The 13,778-nt window shown below is 71.3% G+C and carries 15 protein-coding genes; 8 read left to right on the top strand and 7 right to left on the bottom strand.

The window, feature by feature from the left end; genetic code table 11:
* Window positions 1–64 precede the first annotated feature (64 nt).
* The 6 genes from FGX59_RS00860 to FGX59_RS37415 all read right to left on the bottom strand — a co-directional run bounded on the left by FGX59_RS00860 (window position 65) and on the right by FGX59_RS37415 (window position 3,806).
* Window positions 65–520, bottom strand: a complete 456-nt coding sequence (locus FGX59_RS00860; RefSeq protein ID WP_138464416.1) for a hypothetical protein — start codon at window positions 518–520, stop codon at window positions 65–67.
* 158 nt (window positions 521–678) lie between these two features.
* Window positions 679–1,275 (bottom strand): chloride channel protein, encoded by a 597-nt coding sequence (locus FGX59_RS37400; protein ID WP_171060452.1) that lies wholly within the window; start codon window positions 1,273–1,275, stop codon window positions 679–681.
* 11 nt (window positions 1,276–1,286) lie between these two features.
* Entirely contained in the window at window positions 1,287–1,613 is a 327-nt protein-coding gene (locus FGX59_RS37405) for a hypothetical protein (RefSeq protein ID WP_171060453.1), read from the bottom strand.
* 498 nt (window positions 1,614–2,111) lie between these two features.
* Entirely contained in the window at window positions 2,112–2,543 is a 432-nt protein-coding gene (locus FGX59_RS39540; protein WP_370295666.1) for a DUF3604 domain-containing protein, read from the bottom strand.
* Between the two features lie 14 nt (window positions 2,544–2,557).
* Window positions 2,558–2,875: a hypothetical protein gene (locus FGX59_RS37410; RefSeq protein ID WP_171060454.1), complete on the bottom strand. Its 318-nt coding sequence runs from the start codon at window positions 2,873–2,875 to the stop codon at window positions 2,558–2,560.
* A complete protein-coding gene (locus FGX59_RS37415; protein WP_171060455.1) occupies window positions 2,835–3,806 on the bottom strand; it encodes a hypothetical protein in 972 nt (323 codons plus the stop codon). Before FGX59_RS37415 ends, FGX59_RS37410 begins: the two co-directional genes overlap by 41 nt.
* 489 nt (window positions 3,807–4,295) lie before the next feature.
* On the opposite strand from FGX59_RS37415, the gene FGX59_RS00880 reads away from it, so the two are divergent.
* The 4 genes from FGX59_RS00880 to FGX59_RS00895 all read left to right on the top strand — a co-directional run bounded on the left by FGX59_RS00880 (window position 4,296) and on the right by FGX59_RS00895 (window position 8,199).
* On the top strand, window positions 4,296–4,637 hold the full coding sequence (locus FGX59_RS00880) for a hypothetical protein (protein ID WP_138464424.1): 342 nt from the start codon (window positions 4,296–4,298) through the stop codon (window positions 4,635–4,637).
* A gap of 740 nt (window positions 4,638–5,377) precedes the next feature.
* Window positions 5,378–6,631, top strand: coding sequence for a tripartite tricarboxylate transporter permease (locus FGX59_RS00885; RefSeq protein ID WP_138464426.1), 1,254 nt, complete (start codon window positions 5,378–5,380; stop codon window positions 6,629–6,631).
* Window positions 6,632–6,859: 228 nt separating this feature from the next.
* Complete coding sequence (locus FGX59_RS00890; protein ID WP_138464428.1) at window positions 6,860–7,444, top strand: hypothetical protein; 585 nt, start codon at window positions 6,860–6,862, stop codon at window positions 7,442–7,444.
* Window positions 7,444–8,199 carry an aminotransferase class I/II-fold pyridoxal phosphate-dependent enzyme gene (locus tag FGX59_RS00895; RefSeq protein WP_138464430.1) on the top strand — a complete coding sequence of 252 codons (756 nt, stop codon included), beginning with the start codon at window positions 7,444–7,446 and terminating at the stop codon, window positions 8,197–8,199. The genes FGX59_RS00890 and FGX59_RS00895 overlap by 1 nt, the downstream gene beginning before the upstream one ends.
* A gap of 346 nt (window positions 8,200–8,545) precedes the next feature.
* On the opposite strand, the gene FGX59_RS00900 is transcribed toward FGX59_RS00895, so the two are convergent.
* On the bottom strand, window positions 8,546–9,220 hold the full coding sequence (locus tag FGX59_RS00900; protein ID WP_171060457.1) for a GntR family transcriptional regulator: 675 nt from the start codon (window positions 9,218–9,220) through the stop codon (window positions 8,546–8,548).
* 128 nt (window positions 9,221–9,348) lie between these two features.
* Here FGX59_RS00900 and FGX59_RS00905 point away from each other — a divergent pair, with 128 nt between their 5' ends.
* The 4 genes from FGX59_RS00905 (at window position 9,349) to tssB (ending at window position 13,767) form a co-directional block, all read left to right on the top strand.
* A complete protein-coding gene (locus FGX59_RS00905; RefSeq protein ID WP_138464433.1) occupies window positions 9,349–10,047 on the top strand; it encodes an aspartate/glutamate racemase family protein in 699 nt (232 codons plus the stop codon).
* Between the two features lie 41 nt (window positions 10,048–10,088).
* The gene (locus FGX59_RS00910) at window positions 10,089–11,462 is read left to right on the top strand and encodes an NCS1 family transporter (RefSeq protein WP_138464435.1); all 1,374 of its coding nucleotides are present in this window, start codon (window positions 10,089–10,091) and stop codon (window positions 11,460–11,462) included.
* Between the two features lie 726 nt (window positions 11,463–12,188).
* Window positions 12,189–13,184, top strand: coding sequence for an ImpA family type VI secretion system protein (locus FGX59_RS37420; protein ID WP_171060458.1), 996 nt, complete (start codon window positions 12,189–12,191; stop codon window positions 13,182–13,184).
* Between the two features lie 34 nt (window positions 13,185–13,218).
* Complete coding sequence (gene tssB, locus FGX59_RS00920; RefSeq protein WP_138464439.1) at window positions 13,219–13,767, top strand: type VI secretion system contractile sheath small subunit; 549 nt, start codon at window positions 13,219–13,221, stop codon at window positions 13,765–13,767.
* Window positions 13,768–13,778: the final 11 nt, after the last annotated feature.

Raw genomic sequence — 13,778 nt, forward strand, 5'->3', positions numbered from 1 at the left:
GCCAGCTCGGTGCTGCGCCGCGGGACGCCGAGCGCCTTGCTGCCGCTCAGCGCCTCGGCGGCGGTCATGTCCGGCGCCGGCTGCCAGTCCGACAGCCGCAGGAGAACCGCCATCTCCTTGCCGTCCGATGCCGATTGCGAGGTTCCGGCACCGAGAGCACGCCCAGATAGCTCCCGTCGCGGCCGGTCGCCACGACCCGGTTGCGCGCGCCCGGCGGGTAGCTCCTGCGCAACTGCGCCAGGTCGGTGCCGCAGAGGACAGAGGTCGTGTCCCGCCGCATCATCTCTCCGACCTGCAGGTCCCGCAGCCAGCCCAGGTCCGCCGCCGGCCGGATGGGACCGCCGCGCAGGCGGAAGCGCCAGGTCGCGAAGGAGAAGCCCGAGAACCGCCGGACCAGCACGCTGGACAGCGCCGCCATGCAGACCAGCGGCACCACCATGCCGACGCCGCCGGTCGCGAAGGCCACGCGGAAGGCCAAGGCCAGCGGCGCTCCAGTGATCGCCGTCGCCGACGCGGTCATGCCGGCGATTTCGCAGAGGTCCGCGGGCACCGGCTTCCGGCCCGGCGATGCGCCCGGGACGGCGGCCAGCCTTCCGCAGAGCATTCAGGGAAACAGCGAGGCGAAGGACAGCCCGCCGCGGAAGCCGGGGCCGGTCGACAGCACCACGGCCGCGGCCTTCAGCGCCAGGAGCGCGCCACGGCCAGCCAGACGTCGCGGGAAAACAGGCTCTGGCGCCCCGAGGACAGCGCGGCGGGGCTGGCGCGTGCCAGGATGCCGAGCATGGACGCCAGCCAGCCCGGCATGGCGCCGCGGACGAGCCCCTCGACCCGCGTGCAGGCGCGCATGACGCCGACGGCCATGGCCGCGGTGGCCAGCGTGACCAGAGCGAGCATCGGGAACGCATCGGCGCCGGGCGGCAGGGCGGCGCCCTCCAGGCGGACGGCCGAAGGATCAAGCAGGGCGCGCGTGCCGGCGGCGGCGAGCGACGTAATGACCGCCGGGGCCAGATTGCCGATGGAATAGGCGGCGATCACCAGGTCGAACGCGCAGAACGTGCCTGCCACCGGCGACTGGACGAGGGCGGCGATCGAGGCGCCCGCCCCGCAGGCCAGCACCAGCCGCATGTCATTGCGCCGCCCCGAGGCCAGCGATCCGGCCCTGGAGCCGAAGGCCGAGCAGAGCCGGGCATGCGCGCCTGCCATGCCCGCCGAGGCGCCGGAGCCATGCGACAGGAGCGTCTGCATCATGATCCAGAGCGCGCCGGCAAACGGCATGCAGCCGCCGGTCAGGGCATCGCGGTCGGATCGCCCTTCTCCAGCCGCCGCCCGCGCCGCGCGGCAAGCCAGATCGTCGTGCCGACCGCGATGCTGTTGGCCAGCGGCGCCCAGAGCCGGTCCAGCGGCATGGCCCCGGCGCCGCTGATCCCGCCGGTGCCCAGCCCGCAGGCGGCAAGCTGGATCTGCGTCGCCAGCCAGTCGAAGGCGGCGACGCTGATCCCGCAGGCCCGGCCGGGAAGGCCCGCGGCCCCGGCCAGCCGGAAGTCGTCCCGGGGCAGCCGTGCCCGGACATATCCGAGACTGCGCGCAGGAGGGGCGACGGAGCTTCGACTCATGGGCGGCACCGGCGGAGGACGGATGGGACGGACTGCCGGGAGAGCCGCCGCACTTGGCGGCGGGTCCAGGGTCGCCGGTCGCGGCGCAGGTAGATCGGCGAGGTCCAGGCCTGGTTGCGATCCTCGAAATTCGCGCAGATCCAGACCGGCGTGCCCCGATCCCGGCCTCGTAGGCGGCGCTCCGGGGCAGCCGCTGCGCAAGGCCGCCGACCTCCGTGACCACCGGCTTGCCGCCGATCCCGGACGGGCGCAGCGCGAGGCTGCCGGGGTTGGTGGCCGGGTGCAGTCCGGGCGCTGCGCCCTCGCCCCACATGTCGCGGCCCATCCGGTTGCCGGTCGTGCTCGTGTTGAAGACCGCGCCATTCGAGCCGACCTGATGCAGGGGCTGCTCGGGCTTGAGGCGGTTGACCGGGGCGAAGGCCGCGATGCTGCCGCCCGAGACCGGGACGCGCCCCTGCCAGCGGGTGTTGCGGCCGCGGCATCCGTCCGCCGGCCACATCAGCTGCAGGCGGCGGCCCGACCGGTCCTCGCCATGGCCGCGCCGGAGGCTGACCGCCCCGGTGCCGCTCGATGCTCTCGAGACCGGCCGGCGCCTTGATGGCCACGGATATCCGCGCGCTGTCCGGGTTGCTGCGGACGATGTCCCCGATGCTGCACTGGTGCACCTCCTCGGTCGCGCAGCCGGGCACGGACAGGGGGATGCGTTGGGATCAGCGTGCCGCCCGCGGGCCGGCCGGCGACGAGGTCGATGGCGACGCGGGGCCCCGAGGGGGCGTGGGTGCGGCGGGGCCGGATCGCCTCGAACGCCGCGTCGCGGGTGTTCTCCTCCGCCAGGAAGCGGGTCAGGCCGCCATGGGCGCCTAAGAAGGACGCGCCCGGCCGGCCCTTGTGCCCGTCCGAGTCCGCCACCGCGCCGACCCGGCGGCGCATCGGGAAGCCGTCGGTCAGCACCCGTTCGAAGCTGCCCCGGGCGGACTGCACCTCGACGGCCGCGGCTCATGGTCGACATGGATATTGGCATGGCGGCCGCCGGCATGGGCCTGCATCGCGGCCTCGACCGGCTCGGCATGGAGCTTGGCTTGGAGATCGGCGAGCGTCTGCGCGTCGGCGTCCATGTCCCCGTGTTCCGCGACCAGCGCGTGCGAACAGCGGCCGGTCTGCGCGTTCTTCCCGGGGAAGAAGACATTGCGGTCGCCCTCCCCCGCGGTGTTTCCGGACCATTCATAACCAGGCAGCATGGTGAAGACGCCCGGCTCGTTCACCTCGGCCGTCAGCCGGTTCCGCTTTTCCCGGAAGGCCGGCTTGATCCGGAAGCCGTTCGCCTGGCCCGAGGTCACGTCCAGGAAGGACGTGTTGCGGGCGACGTCGAAATAGTGCTGGCCCGCCGGTCTCTCCGTGAAGATCGCCCCGGGAATGCGCCGGGCCGGCCTTGATCCGAAGCGGCCCGGCCCCGGCGGCCCTGCCGTCCTGCGCAGACAGGCGCAAATGCAGCGGGCCCTCTTCGGCGTTGCTCAGGCGCCGGGACCGGAGCGCGCCGCTTTCCGGCGCGAACGCGATCACCTCCGGCAGGCCCGCAAGCGGCAGCGGGCTTTCGACGGTGAACCGCGCCGGACCCTGGGCGGTCGGATTGCCCCACAGGTCTTCGGCCTTGGGGCTCAGGCAGGAGCTTTCGCCCGGAGGGCGGCGCATCGGCAGGACGGTGAGGCGGCGATGCAGCGGTCCGGCGCCGACGGTGAATTCGCGGCGCATGTCCGGCGGCGGGACGAAGCTGCCCGTGGCCTGAACACCGGCCCTGACCCGGAAGACGCGGGCGCCCTCGAAGAAGGTGGCCATCAGGAGGCCGGGCGAGCCTTGCGACGTGTCGCAGAGCGTGATCTCGATGGTCTCTCCGGACCGCAGATGGCCGCCGCGCTGGTAGATCTTCTGCGTCTCGTTCCAAGGGCGCTGCCCGCCGTTGCGGTCGCAGTTGAGGACGAGCTGGCCCTCGCCCGGGGACCGGGCGGTGACATGGCTGGGCGCGCCCGCATCCGAGATCCGCCGCAGCGCGATGCGCAGGGCGCCGGTGTCGTCCAGCGCGAGCTTGCCGGTCGTGCAGCGGATCCGGAAGGTCCGGCAGCTGCGCAGCTCGACATGGTCCGGTCCGTCGAGAATGGCGGTGCCGGGGATTGTCTGGAGACGGGACAGGCCGATCATTGCGGGATCGGCATCGCGGTTGATAGCCATGGGACCTCCTTGAACCCGTCAGGCGGAGTGCTCTCGAAACGATACGGCAATGATGAAGAGCCCATCTGGCGCGGCGGGAGTTTCCACTTTTCGGGGAGGGGAACGGCAGAATGGCGAAGTCTCTCCTGCTGGCTCCATCGCGGCGCCCAGCGGAAACGACATGGTCGTGGACGCCCAACAGGAACTCCCATGCTCTCGAAGCGCGCCATGGCGGCCTGCGCCGCTGCCGCCCTCGCCCTTCCCGGGGCCACCGATCCCGCCAGGCCGGTCACGCTCATCCTCCCCTGACCGGCAGGCAGATCCATCGAGACAATGCGGCGCGCCTTCGCCGGAGAACTCGGGGCCGCGCTCGGCGGCAAGGGGCGGGGCAAGACCCAGCGCAGCGCCTAAGGCAAGATCGGAACCATCGTCGCCGCCCAGGCCGACGGTTGCACGCGGCTCTTCGCGCGGGATTCCGCCGTGCCCTGGCTGCCAATCGCGGAAGGCGTGGACTTCGCGCCGGGCAGCTTCATGCCGGCCGTCGGCATCGCCGTGCTGCAGCAGGCCATTGTCACCTCCAGGGCTTCGGGCACCGACACCTTCGACGACCTGATCGCCGCCTCGAAGGACGGCAAGCTGAGCTCTGCCGACCAGAACGCGATAGCGCGCGCCTTCGCCGACGGCATCGCAGCGCAGGAAGGCGTCGACTGGATCGCCGTGCCGGCCAAGGGGTGGCGGCGAGATGGTGTCCTCCCTGCTTGGCGGCAAGGTCGATTTCGCCTGGTCCGGCGGGTCGCACAACCGCTATCATCGACCAGATGAACGACGTCCTGACGGTGGCCGGCATGCCGCTGCTGCAGCCCCCCGAGGTGCCGGCGATCCAGTCCGGCTAGGGCATCGCCATGCCGACCGGCGCGGCGATCCGGGCTCCGGCGGGCCTGCGCGAAGACATCCGGGGGCAAGCTTGAAGAGGCCGGGGCGGCCGCCGCCAGCTCCGGCGCCTTCGTGTCGCTCATGGAGGACAAGCGGGGCATTCCGGCGGTCGCCGTCAGCGGGCCCGAGCTTGCCGCCAGCCTCGAGGCGGTCGATGCCGGTCTTGCGAAATCCACGAGACCACGTCGAAATGACCGGAACCGGCAATAGGCAGGAGGCGCCCCCGGTCACCTAGACGTTCTGATCGGCGCGGTCGCAGCGGCCGGGTCGGCGGCGATCCTCCGGCTGATCCCGGCGCAGATCAAGCGGCGGGCGGCCAGATTTCGCCGCGCTTCTTCCCGACGCGGTCGGCCGCGATTGCCGGCCGCTCCGGGCTGGTGCTCATGGCGCGCAACGGCGCCTTCGCCTTTGTCCGCATGCCCCATGCCGGACCGGCGATGCTGCTCGAGCTTCTGGCCCGGGCAGCCTGGGCGACAGCGGCCATGCTGGGGTCGTCGCTGCGGGCGCGGTCTCGCGCGTCGCCGCCATGATCCTGGGCGGCCAGCGCCGCCGCCTCGATCCTGTCGCCGCGGGCGATCCATCAGCTGGCCTGGCACGCCTTCTGCATCCGCCTTCCCTAAGGTGCGGTCATGACCGAAATGTTCCTCCCTGCCTGCGCCGCGGCGCTCGGCCCGATGAACCTCCTGTTGGCCGCCTTCGGCATCACGCTGGGCATCGTCATCGGCGTCCTGCCCGGGCTCCGGCAGCGTGACGGCCATGGCCGTGCTGATCCTGCTGGCCTTCTGCATGTCGCCGCTGGCGGCCATCGCCTTCCTCGCCGGGAGAACAAGGGCGGGACCTCGGGCGGCGAGAACCCCGCGATCCTGCTCAATTCCCCCGGCTCGCCGGAATCCGCCGCCCCCGCCTGGGACGGATACCCGATGGCCCGGTGTGGCGAAGCCTTCGGTGCCATGAATTTCGCGCTCTTCGCCTCGATGATCGCCGCCACCCTCATCCACCTGGCCATCGGCCGCGCCGGCCTGTCGGTCCGGGTGCCGTTCGCGCGCATCCCGCGAAGGCTTTTCCTGCCGCCGGTGCCGATGTTCTGCCTCCTCGGGATCTGCCTGCGGACGCAGTCGCCATGGGATGCCGGCCTTGGCCGGTCCCGGCATCGCCGTCACGCGCGCGGGCTTTCCGGTTGTCTGCACCGTCATCGTCTTTCTGCTCGGCAAGATGTTCGGCACCTCGCCGCGGCTCTTCGAGGCAGACGGCATGGCGGTGCCGAAGAGCCCGTCCGCGGCCGTGTTCCTGCTGCTTGCGGCTGCCGTCGTGCTGCGCGCAGCCTGGCGCAGCACGACGCCGGCATGAGCCGTAACATCACGGCCCCCGATCTGTGCGACCAGATCAACGTAAGGCTCGGCGAGGAACCGGTCTGCACCCCGCGCGAGACCAGGCGCAGCGCGCAGCGGCTCGCGCTGATGGCCGCGATGAGCGACGGCACGGTCAAGCAGGGCGAGCGGCTGCCGCCCGAGGCGGAGATGGCGCAGCGGCTGCAGCTGGCTCCGGGACCGGTCCGGAGCGCGCTGGGACACCTGCAGGATCCCGGCCTGATCTTGCGCCGCCGCGGCGACGGCACCCGGGTGGCCGATGCGGAGCCGATCAGCCCCAGCGTCTGGCCCTTCCGGTTCCGCGTTCTCGCGACCCGGCGTGCTCTGCGGCTGACCTCGGCGCAGATTGAGGCCCTGCGCAGCACCGGGACCGGTCCCGGGAGCGACCATCTCGGACCGGGGCCCGACACGGTGCTGCGCCGCCGACTGTGCGGCGACGGCATGCGGATCGGGGCGGAAATGTACCTGCCGCGGACCGTGATCAAGATCGGCACGATCGACCTCGGCAACCTCTAAGGCGTGAACCGGCGCGTTCATCCCGAGGCGGTTCTCGGCCTGCGCGCAAAGCAGGCCTCCCCCCAGATGCAGACCGGCACGCTCCCCCTGCGCCATGCCGCGCTGGTCGAGATGACGCCGGCGGCCCGCATCCTCCAGGTCACTGCGCACCGCCCTCAGCGACGGGCAGCCGTTCTACCACCAGGACATCTACGCGCCGGGCGGCCAGCTGGCATCGGAATTCTGACCATGAAACCGCCTCTCTCGCTCCATGGCACGCAGGGGCTTGTCGCCGGCATCGCGCTGACCAGCCTCGGCGTGGCCTTCCTCAAGGCCGCGGGGCGGGTGACCAGGCAGACTGCCGGGCCCGCAGGGCTGCTGTCCTATCTTCTGCCGCTCGATTTCGGGGCGCTCTTCATCCCGGTCAGCCTGCCGTTCTTCTGGCTGTCGCGGAAGCGCTGCTGGGCGGCCTTCACCGTCCGCACCGCCATCGCGGTGTTCGGCATCTCGGCGGTGACCCAGCAACTGGGCCGCGCGATCTCCTTCGATGCGCTTGATGTCCTTCCGGGCGCGTCGCAACAGGGAAAAATCGGCCTCGACCTCGGCGTCTACCGCGGTGCCGAGGGCCGCACGCCGGTGATGGCGGCGGTGAAGGCCCGGCTTCTGGAGACGCAGGACATCAAGGGCGACGCGGTCTTCCTGCAGGAGCGCGGCAGGCCGGTTCTCGTGCCGCTGCCTTTCGACGGCGTGCAGACGCCCGGCGGCACCGGCGCGCCGAGCCTCGCGGCGGCGCGCGCCGCATCTGGACCGGGCTTCCGGCCATCTTCGAGGTGATGCGCGTGCCGGTCTTCTGCGCGCTCGGCCGGCAGCTCGACCCCGAACGGTTCCTCGATGCCCTCTCCGCTGCCGGGACCGGCGACGCGGTTCTGCTGCATGCCTGCTGCCACAATCCGGCAGGGGCCGATTTCGGCCCGGCGGACTTGGCCGTCCTGGCCGGGACGCTGGCCGCATTCGGGCTGGTACCGCTTGTCGGCCCTGCCTATCTCGGCTTCGGCGAAGGCGTCCGGGAGGATGCGGCGGGGCTCCGCCTGCTGCTTGCGGCCGTGCCGGGCCTGCTCGCTTTGAGCCGTTCGAAGAATTCCGGCCTCTGCCGGGAACGCACGGGCGCGGCCTCGCATATGGCGTCGATCGCCCGCTGGCAGTCGTCGATGCCGCCCGCGCAAGGCGCCGAGATCGGGCGGCTCATCCTGTCCGCCCCGGCGCGCGTCAGGGAGCTGCGCAAGGCGCTGCAGGACGGGCGCCCGGCCGCGGAGATCGCCCGCCAGCACGGGATGTGCTCCCTACTGCCCCTCGCGCCGGATCAGGTCGCGGAGCTGCGCGAGCGCCATGCGATCCATCTGCCGGCCAGCGGGCGCATCGACATTGCCGGGATGTCCAGGGACCAGGTCCCGATCCTGGCCGAAGCTCTGCGCCCGCTGCTCCGCCGAGGCGGGGCGCGGCCCATGGCCTGCCGGTCCGGGAACACGGCGTGCCGGGGACGGCGGGCGCGCTCGCCCGGATCGAGGATTATGGCCCGCCGCGGCGCATGACCAGGGCTGGCCGGCAATCGCTGCCGGTCATCCTCGGCCCGCGGAGCGGCCCGGCCAGCCCTTTACGGTCGCTCGCGACAGCGCCGGGGGGCCGGCCGAGAGACGCCGGCAGGCAGTGCTGCGGCGGGCAAGTGGCTAACTTTCAGAAGCGGCCAGTCGCGGCGGTCACCGGTTCAAGGGCGCCGGTCCGGCCGGTCGCGGCAGATTTCACCACTGGCGCAGAGCGCGGCCATGCCCGGGCTGTGGCCGCAAGCGCATGCCGCAGATGCCCGGATTGGCCCTGCCGGTCCAAGGGTCCGGATGACCCGCGCGGCGCTTTGCCCTGGCGGCTGCGTCGCGGCCGGGGTCACCGCCGCGTCAGCAGGCCGGAGAGCGCGCCTGTGGGCTTCCGCGCGCCCGAAAAATCGACGGCGGCCTCGATGTGCCGCAGATGCGTCCGCATCTCCGACTGGGCGGCCTGTGTGTCGCGGGCCTCGAGCGCGGCGACGATGCGGCGATGGTCCTCGGAGGCGCACTGGCTTTCGGTATCGCCGCCGTAGAGCCCGAGAATCAGCGAGCTGCGCATGGTCAGCTCTTCAAGGTACCGTTCCAGAACCGAATTTTCGCCGAGCGCGGCGAGGATCAGGTGGAATTTCCGCGACAGCCGGATCGCCTCGGGACGGTTTCCAGAGGCGATTGCCCGGCCTTCCGCCTCGATATTTTCGTAAAGCGGCGCGAAATCGGGCAGGTTTTCAGACTGCGCAACATTTTCGCAGATGGTCAGCTCGATGGCCTGGCGCGCCTGGAACACGTCCCGCGCGCCCCGCTCGGAGGGGGTCACGACGAAGGCGCCGCGATTGGGGATGTGCTCCACCACCTGGTAGCCGGTCAGCGTGGCCAGCGCGCGGCGTACCTGCGTGCGGTTGCAGGAGAAAATCTCGCTCAGCGACTGCTCGCCCAGCTTGGTTCCGGCGCGCAGCTTCTGGTCCGCGATGGAGTCGAGGATGCTGTCCACGATGATCTGTTCGGGCGTCGTCGTCATGCCCGGCATTTAATCAGCCGTCCGAGGCTTTGCAACGGATCCTTCGCATCAAGTCCTGTTCGATAAAATCTGCAACTAGGATTGTGAACAATTTGTGTTACCAAAAAATCAGAACACATGGAGGCCCAATGAAACTTCGCATCATCAACCCGAATTCCACCGAGGCCATGACCCGCAAGATCGTCGCCTCCGCCCGCGCCGTCGCCGCGGCCCATGTCCGGATCGAAGGCCGCACGGCCATCGGCGCGCCCGCCAGCATCGAGGGCCATTTCGACGAGGTCATGTGCGCCCCGCATCTCCTGCGCGAGGTTGCCGAAGCCGAGGCCGACCGGGCCGACGCCATCGTCGTCGCCTGTTTCGACGACCCAGCGATCGGCGCCTGCCGGGAGATTGCCTCCGGTCCGGTGATCGGGCTCTGCGAAGCGGGGATCAAGGCGGCCTCGATGATCGCGACGTCCTTCAGCGTGATCACCACGCTGCCGCGCTCGGTCCCGGTGATCGAGGATCTGGTCCGCCGCTACGGGCTGGACCACCAGTGCCGCCGGGTCCGCGCCGCCGCCCTGCCGGTGCTCGCGCTCGAGGAGCCGGGCAGCAATGCGCGCGCCGTCATCGGGGCCGAGATCGCCCGTGCCATGGCGGAAGACCGCTGCGAGGCGATCGTGCTGGGATGCGCCGGGATGGCCGACCTCGCGCAGGAGCTCTCTGCCGAGTTCGGGCTGCCGGTGGTCGACGGCGTCGCCGCTGCCACGAAATTCGCCGAGGCGCTGGTGGGCGCCCGGCTGACGACCAGCAAGACAGGCGCCTACGCGGCGCCGCTGGCCAAGTAACGCCCCCACCGCAAGGACCCCACCCAACAGGAGAAACTGCAATGACCAATGCCGGAAACCCGGGCCCCGAGGGCCACGGGATCGAACATGACACCCTGGCGCCGCAGAAAGAGCGCATCATGGACCCCTGGTCCTACCTCTTCGCCTGGCTCGGCGGCTGCGTGTCGATCGGCACCTTCACCGTCGGTTCCGGCCTCGTGGGCACGCTGAACCTGCTGCAGGTGATCGTCGCCATCGCCATCGGCTGCCTCGTCATCGGCGTCGCCCTGGCCATCAACGGGCAGGCGGGGCACCGCTACGGCATTCCGATGATGGTGCAGGCCCGCACCTCCTTCGGCTTCCAGGGCAACAAGCTCCCGGCGCTGGTCCGGTCGGTCCCCGCCATCGTCTGGTTCGGCTTCCAGAGCTGGGTCGGGGCGGGCGCGCTGAACCTCGTCTCGGCCACGATGTTCGGCTTCGACAGCATCGTGTTCTATTTCGTCGCCTTCCAGGTGCTGCAGATCGCCCTGTCGGTCTTCGGCTTCCACGGCATCAAGTGGGTCGAGAACATCGGCTCGGTCTTCATCATCGGCGCGCTGATCTACATGTTCGTTTCGGTCCTGAACCGCTACGGCGATGAAATCGGCACCAATCTCGTCTCGGCCGAAGGCACTTGGGGCGCGCCGTTCTGGGGGGCGACCATGCTCTTCATGGGCATCTACGCCACGATGATGCTCAACGTCTCGGACTATTCGCGCGAGCTGAAGGAAAGCACCGGGCCGTTCCGGCAGGTGATGATCTATGCCAACTCGATCCTGCCCGCGACGCTCTTCATGGGGATGATCGGCATCATGGTCTCCTCGGCGACCGGCGTGGTAGACCCGATCGACGTCTTCGCCTCGGCGGTGGACAATCCCGTGCTGCTGGTCGTGACGCTGCTCTTCATCGCCTTCGCCCAGCTGACCACCAACATCCTCAACAACGTGGTGCCGCCGGCCTACGCGCTGATGGACACGCTCGGCTGGTCCTTCCGCAAGTCGGCCATCGCGGTCGGCCTGCTGGCTTTCTGCACCTTCCCCTGGGAGCTGGTGAAGGATGAAAGCTCGGCCGGGCTCAACCTTTTCATCCAGACCTATTCCGCCTTTCTCGGCCCGATCTTCGCGGTGATGGTGGTCGACTACTACGTGATCCGCGGGCAGCAGCTCGACATCGCGGCGCATTACGACGCGACCGGCCCCTATGCCGGGATCAACTGGGCGGGCGTCATCGCCTCTGCCATCGGCGTGGCCGCGGCACTGACCTTCCCGTCGATCTCCTGGTATGCCAGCCTGATCCCGGCCGGCGCCAGCTACTGCCTGCTGATGCAGTACCTGCCCGCGGCACAGCGCTTCCGCCCCGAGGGCCCTGCCGCCGGCGCGCTGGTCTCCGCCGGATAGGCGGCCGCCTCCCCGGAATTCACGCTCCGGGGCGACCGGCACAGCACGCAAGACCGGCCCGGCGGACCAGCCCGGGCCGTTTTTCCGTCGCTGCACTGGACCGGCCCCGGCGGGCGGCCATCCCGGGGACTGGCCCTGCGGCGGCGCCGGGGGATGCGGCGCCCTGGTGGCGCCCGTGATCCGGGCGCGCGCAGCGCCCTCCACTGCCGGTCCGGGGGGCCGGAGAGGCGCCGGGATGCCAAGGAAGCGGCGGGCACGATCCCGCCCGCCCGGCGGCCGCAAGAAGCGGCGGCAGTCCTGCCGGACCCTCCGGCCGCCGTGCCCTTCGGCATTGCCTACCGCGGGCCGCGCCGCCTCCGGCCTCGGCGCCATGGAGCCGCGCCGCAATCAGCGCCGGGGTCCGGCCACGGCCGCTCCGAAGCGCCCGCCCCGCGGCGCGGTCTCCGCGATCCCGCCACGGAACATCCTCCCGGCGTGGAGGCAACCGCAGCGCCGGACAGTTGGCCAGCGCTGCATTTCGCCGGGGCCGGGGCGTCATCGGCGGCGGTGCAAGACCCGTCGGCAATCCGCTTCTGGTATTGCGCCATGCCTCGGGTGGATGTCGCCCGGCCGACATGGCCGCATGAGGATTGCGCATGCCAGCGGCGCGGCAGGGCGGGGCTAGGCTCGGAGCAGGATGAAACCGCCGCGGCCTCCGGGCCCGGCCGGACCCGACAGGAGCCGAGCATGCGCGACGATGCCAGCGTGATCCAGGTCGAGCCCATTGCGGGCGGGGCGCCCTGCGGCGAGGCGCTGGATTACGACCTCGAATTCCTCGATCTCGAGATCCTCGCCCGCGGCCAGCCCGCGCGCCGGACCGGCGACAGCGTCGCGCCGGGGGAGGGGCCGGACTGGGGCGCGGTCTGGGAGCTGGGCAGCCGCCTGGCGCTGCGCGCCCATGACCTGCGGCTGGAGCTGATGCTGGCCCGGGCCGCGCTGGCCCGCGAGGGCGCCGCCGCGCTGGCGCTGCGGCTGGAGCGGGTCGCCGCGCTGGCCGCCGCCCACTGGCCCGGGCTCCATCCCTGTCCCGAGGAGGAGGACGAGGACGAGACCGTGCGGCTCAACGCCCTTGCCGAATTCGCCGATCCCGGCGGGCTGCTGGGCGATCTGCGCGGGCTGGTGCTGGTCTCGTCGCGGCGCGCGGGCAGCTTCTGCTACCGCGACTGGCATGCCGCGCGCTACGAGGACAGCCCGGAGCATGACACGGGCCAGATCGCCGCCGCGCTGGCCGAGGCGCCTGCCGCCGAACATGACGCACTCTGGGCGGGGCTGGCGGCCTGCAGCGCCGCGGTGGCCGCGATCGACGCCGCGGTCCGCGCGCAGGTGCCGCCGCAGGACATGCCGCAGCTGCTGCCGCTGGAGACGCTGCTGGCCGGGATGGCCGAGCTGCTGGAACCCTATCTGAGCGCCCCGCCGGAGGCGGCACCGGCTGAGGCGCCTGCGCGCGCCGGCCGCGGCGCGCCGGGCAGCCGCGAGGAGGTGGTCGAGATGCTCGACCGCATCTGCCGCTGGTACCGGCTGAACGAGCCCGCGAGCCCGGTCCCCGCGCTGCTGGAGCGCGCCCGGCAGATGGTCTCGAAGGATTTCCTGGCGCTGCTGCAGGACCTCGCGCCTGCCGGCGCCGACGAGTTCCGGCATCTCGCCGGGCTCCGCCCGCCCGCCGCCGATGGCGCGGAGGGATGACCGGCCCAACCGCAACCTGACGAGGAGCATGCCCATGGCCAAGCAGAGCAGCCAGAAGTTCATCGCCCGCAACCGCGCGCCGCGGGTGCATATCGAATATGAGGTGGAAACCTACGGCGCGCAGCAGAAGGTGGAATTGCCCTTCGTGATGGGCGTCCTGTCCGACCTTGCCGGGCGCTCGCACGACCTGCTGCCCGATCTCGCGCAGCGCGACATGGCCGAGATCGACATCGACACTTTCGACGACCGCATGCGGGCGCTGAAGCCGCGGGTGGCGATGCAGGTGAAGAACACGCTGACCGGCGAGGAGACGCTGCCGGTCGACCTGACCTTCGAGAGCATCGAGGATTTCTCGCCCGCGGCGGTGGCGCGCAAGGTCGACAGCCTGTCGCGTCTGCTGTCGGCGCGCAGCCAGCTGGCGAACCTGCTGACCTACATGGACGGCAAGAGCGCGGCCGAGACGCTGGTGGCCGGGCTCCTGGCCGATCCCGAGCTCCTGCGGCTGCTGACCCAGGACCCCGCCGCCGCCCCGGCCGATGGCCGCGAGGAAGGTGACGCATCGGAAACGGAGCAGAGCGCATGACCCAGTTCGAT

Source organism: Poseidonocella sp. HB161398 (assembly GCF_005870025.1).
Lineage (GTDB): Bacteria > Pseudomonadota > Alphaproteobacteria > Rhodobacterales > Rhodobacteraceae > Mangrovicoccus.

Excerpts from the sequence above, each read along its gene's own strand:
- FGX59_RS37420 (WP_171060458.1), top strand. The coding sequence starts at position 12,189 with ATGCGCGACGATGCCAGCGTGATCCAGGTCGAGCCCATTGCGGGCGGG.
- FGX59_RS00890 (WP_138464428.1), top strand. The coding sequence starts at position 6,860 with ATGAAACCGCCTCTCTCGCTCCATGGCACGCAGGGGCTTGTCGCCGGC.
- FGX59_RS00910 (WP_138464435.1), top strand. The coding sequence starts at position 10,089 with ATGACCAATGCCGGAAACCCGGGCCCCGAGGGCCACGGGATCGAACAT.
- FGX59_RS37405 (WP_171060453.1), bottom strand. The coding sequence starts at position 1,613 with ATGAGTCGAAGCTCCGTCGCCCCTCCTGCGCGCAGTCTCGGATATGTC.
- FGX59_RS00860 (WP_138464416.1), bottom strand. The coding sequence starts at position 520 with ATGACCGCGTCGGCGACGGCGATCACTGGAGCGCCGCTGGCCTTGGCC.
- FGX59_RS00905 (WP_138464433.1), top strand. The coding sequence starts at position 9,349 with ATGAAACTTCGCATCATCAACCCGAATTCCACCGAGGCCATGACCCGC.
- FGX59_RS00895 (WP_138464430.1), top strand. The coding sequence starts at position 7,444 with ATGCGCGTGCCGGTCTTCTGCGCGCTCGGCCGGCAGCTCGACCCCGAA.
- FGX59_RS00900 (WP_171060457.1), bottom strand. The coding sequence starts at position 9,220 with ATGACGACGACGCCCGAACAGATCATCGTGGACAGCATCCTCGACTCC.
- tssB (WP_138464439.1), top strand. The coding sequence starts at position 13,219 with ATGGCCAAGCAGAGCAGCCAGAAGTTCATCGCCCGCAACCGCGCGCCG.
- FGX59_RS39540 (WP_370295666.1), bottom strand. The coding sequence starts at position 2,543 with ATGCGCCGCCGGGTCGGCGCGGTGGCGGACTCGGACGGGCACAAGGGC.
- FGX59_RS37415 (WP_171060455.1), bottom strand. The coding sequence starts at position 3,806 with ATGATCGGCCTGTCCCGTCTCCAGACAATCCCCGGCACCGCCATTCTC.
- FGX59_RS00885 (WP_138464426.1), top strand. The coding sequence starts at position 5,378 with ATGACCGAAATGTTCCTCCCTGCCTGCGCCGCGGCGCTCGGCCCGATG.
- FGX59_RS37400 (WP_171060452.1), bottom strand. The coding sequence starts at position 1,275 with ATGCCGTTTGCCGGCGCGCTCTGGATCATGATGCAGACGCTCCTGTCG.